The organism is Alcanivorax sp. HI0044 (assembly GCF_001634945.1).
The window spans coordinates 1-3643 of sequence record NZ_LWEZ01001031.1 but is presented as its reverse complement, the minus strand read 5'-3'; the positions used below and the strand labels follow the sequence as shown (position 1 = coordinate 3643).

2 protein-coding genes, 1 tRNA gene and 1 pseudogene are annotated in these 3643 nt (G+C 58.4%); 1 reads left to right on the top strand and 3 read right to left on the bottom strand.

What is annotated here, in order from left to right:
* The coding region (locus tag A3730_RS12080) for an SDR family NAD(P)-dependent oxidoreductase (RefSeq protein WP_156501179.1) at positions 1–643 on the top strand (643 nt) is incomplete at its 5' end.
* A gap of 112 nt (positions 644–755) precedes the next feature.
* Here the strand turns inward: A3730_RS12080 and A3730_RS12075 are convergent.
* From A3730_RS12075 to A3730_RS12065, 3 genes and pseudogenes are all read right to left on the bottom strand, one after another.
* Positions 756–832: transfer RNA gene (locus tag A3730_RS12075), tRNA-Ile, on the bottom strand.
* 176 nt (positions 833–1008) lie between these two features.
* Positions 1009–2910, bottom strand: a complete 1902-nt coding sequence (rpoD, locus tag A3730_RS12070; protein WP_063518872.1) for an RNA polymerase sigma factor RpoD — start codon at positions 2908–2910, stop codon at positions 1009–1011.
* 135 nt (positions 2911–3045) lie between these two features.
* Positions 3046–3643: pseudogene (locus A3730_RS12065) on the bottom strand (DNA primase); the annotation flags it as partial.

The window sequence follows — 3643 nt, the reverse complement described above, 5'->3', positions numbered from 1 at the left end:
CAAGATGGATATCACCGATGATGCTGCGGTCGCCGCAGCGGTGGCTGATGCTATTGCCATGTTTGGTGCGCCAGAACTGGCGATTAATTCTGCCGGCGTGGTACTGAACAAGACGGTGGCGGATCAGAAACCTGCCGAGTTTCGCAGGGTCATTGATATCAACCTGAACGGAAGCCTGCATTTTGCCACAGCGGTGTTGCCGTTCATGGAGTCTGGCTCACGTCTGGCGCTGGTGGCTTCGCTGGCAGGGCATACCAGCAACTATGCCTACAGTGCCTATGGCGCCTCCAAGTTCGGTGTTATCGGCCTGGCCACCACGCTGCGCTATGAATACGAAGCCTTGGGGATTCATCTGAGTTGTATCTGCCCACCGGAGGTGGAAACGCCGTTGGTGGATGGCGAGCGTTTGTCTGGTAACCCCATTTCACTGGAACTGAAGAAAACGGCCGGTTGTATGAAAGCGGATGCGGCCTGCGATCAAATTGTTGATGGCCTGGATGCGGGAAAGTGGATGATTATTCCTGGCGCTGCGGGCAAACTCACGGGTTTTGTGGCGCGCCACATGCCGGGCGTTTTCAATGGCTATATGCAGAGAGTGATTCGCAAACTGATGAAGCAATACCCGGTTGGGGAAACCGCCTGACTGTATCAACAACAAACGCTGATTTCTGGATGCCCCGTATCGCTGATGCGGGGTTTTCTTGTTTCAGGAGCAGAGCGTTTGCAATCCAGAGATGGTAGTCGAACAGAGAAATTGGTGGGCCCACCAGGACTTGAACCTGGGACCAATCGATTATGAGTCGACTGCTCTAACCAACTGAGCTATAGGCCCGAAAGAGTTGCCTGACGCCGGATGCTCGACGCCTGACGGTGCCACGCTAACGCGCGGGCATGGATTATAACGTGTATTTGAAGCAGGAAAAGGCCGATCTTTTTTTATTATGAGCCCGGGCTGCGAGCAGCCCGGGTTTGCGTCCGGCGTCTGGCCTCAAGCGTCCGGCGTACTAATTACAGGTCGCCGTCCAGGAAGCTGCGCAGGTGTTCGCTGCGGCTTGGGTGACGCAACTTGCGCAGCGCCTTGGCTTCTATCTGACGGATACGCTCACGGGTCACGTCGAACTGTTTGCCCACTTCCTCAAGGGTGTGGTCCGTGTTCATGTCGATGCCGAAGCGCATGCGCAGAACTTTGGCTTCACGGGCGGTCAGGTTGGCCAGCACATCACGGGTGGCCTCTTCCAGGCCCAGTGAGGTGGCGGAGTCCACCGGGGATTCCATGTTGCCGTCTTCGATAAAGTCGCCGAGGCTGGAATCTTCATCGTCACCGATGGGGGTTTCCATGGAGATCGGCTCTTTGGCGATCTTCAGTACCTTGCGGACCTTGTCTTCCGGCATTTCCAGGCGCACGCCCAATTCTTCCGGGGTCGGCTCACGGCCCATTTCCTGCAGCATCTGACGCTGTACCCGGTTGATCTTGTTGATGGTCTCGATCATGTGTACCGGGATACGGATGGTGCGCGCCTGATCCGCGATGGAGCGGGTAATGGCCTGACGAATCCACCAGGTGGCGTAGGTGGAGAACTTGTAACCACGACGGTATTCGAACTTGTCCACGGCTTTCATCAGGCCGATGTTGCCTTCCTGAATCAGGTCGAGGAATTGCAGGCCACGGTTGGTGTATTTCTTGGCGATGGAAATTACCAGACGCAGGTTGGCTTCCACCATTTCTTTCTTGGCGCGGCGGGCCTTGGCTTCGCCGATGGAGATGCGACGGTTGATTTCCTTGATGTCGCCCACGGGCAGACCAATGATGTCTTCGATGGTGCCGATCTTGCGCTGGGCACGTTGCACATCTTCTTTGACTGCGCCGAGTTTGTCGGCGATGGCTTTGCCTTTTTTGGTTTTCAGCTGGGCATCGATCCAATCCATGTTGGTTTCGTTGCCGGGGAACGCCTTAATGAAGTCTTTGCGATCCATGCCGCCGCGGCGGATGGTGGCAGACATAATCTGACGCTCGAATTTGCGCACCAGATCCAGGTTGTCACGGGCACCCACCAGCATGCCGTCGAAAATGCGCGGCACCAGTTTGAACAGGGTGAAGTGTTCGGCCAGGGCTTCCAGTGCCTTGGCGCTGGAGGCGTGGTCGCGACCATTGCGCTTGAGTGAGCGCTCGGCTTTTTCGTGCAGTTTTTTCAGCGTTTCGAAACGCTCTGCTGCCAGAACCGGATCCAGGCCGCCTTCATCTTCTTCCTCATCGTCGTCGCTGTCTTTGTCATCAGCGTCGTCGTCTTTGGCTTTTTCTTTGGCCTTGGCTTTTTCTTCTGCCGCTTTTTTGGCTTTCTCGGCAAAGGCTGGGTCCCGGTTGGCGTTGGTTGCCGCGGCGCCATCGTCGTTGGGATCCAGGTAACCGGCAATGATGTCGGTGAGCTTGCGTTCTTCGTTTTCCACGCGGGCGTATTCGTCGATCACCATGTCGACGGCGCCGGGCCAGAAGGCGAGGGCGTGCAGGACTTCACGGGTGCCTTCTTCGATGCGTTTGGCAATTTCGATTTCGCCTTCGCGGGTCAGCAGCTCCACGGTACCCATTTCGCGCATGTACATGCGCACCGGGTCAGTGGTGCGGCCGGGTTCGTTTTCTACGGAGGCGAGCACAGCAGCGGCTTCTTCAGCGGCGACTTCGTCGGTGCTGTCGGCGCTTTCATCGATCGTCAACTGATCGGCATCGGCGGCCTTTTCCACCACGGTAATGCCCATGTCGTTGATCATCTGAATGATGTCTTCCACTTGATCGGTGTCGGTAATGGAATCCGGCAAGTGGTCATTCACTTCGGCGTAGGTAAGGTAGCCCTGTTCCTTACCCAGTGCGATCAACTGCTTCAGCTGAGATTGTTGCTGCTGCTTTTGAGTCGTCATGCAATAAAGCCCGTAACGTCGTGCTGGAAGCTTGCGCTGGCCAGCGTGATGGTGGCGTGGGAAAACGGCGTATTATACCGGGATGTGGGGGCTACGGCCAGTCAATGCAACCCCGGGGGTATGGCACGGACCGGGCTAGCCGAAGGGTTTGCGGGCGTGCTGGCGCGCTTCGGCCAGGGCTTTATGCAGCGCCTGCCAGTGCGCCGGGTCGGGCATGCCGGCCTGTTCCACTTCCAGCAAGGCGGCTTCCAGCCGGGTGACTTCCAGCTGTGACAGGGCATCCAGCCAGAGCCGGGTGGCCATTTCTTCGCCCATGGGCGGCTTGAGGCTGGCCTTGAGCAGACGAGACAGAGTTTCGCCCTGCTCCAGCGCCATCAGGGCGCCAAGCAGCGCGGCGGCGCTGTGGTTTTGCCGACACAGGCCGGCTACCTGGACCAGCAGGTCGATATGCGGCAGCGGGAGGGTTTCGATGCCCTCGGGCAGCGGGTGTTGGTCAATCAGTGAGGGGTAATCCAGCAGCACCAGCACCAGGCGTTCAGCCAGGGTGAGCGGGCCTTTGCGGGCGCTGTTCTGGCGTGGGTTGGGGCGTGTGCGATTGGGGCTGCCGCCGTTGAAACCGGCATTGCCCTGGTTGTCCTCGTCCGCAAAGCCGAAGTCTTCCGGGTAGGGCATGCCAGGGTCGCCCTCCGCCGGCGAATAGCCTGCGTCCTCGTAGCCGTACGCGGTGGCATCC

Bases quoted from the DNA above. Each gene is read 5' to 3' on its own strand.
- rpoD (WP_063518872.1), bottom strand. From the start codon at position 2,910: ATGACGACTCAAAAGCAGCAGCAACAATCTCAGCTGAAGCAGTTGATC.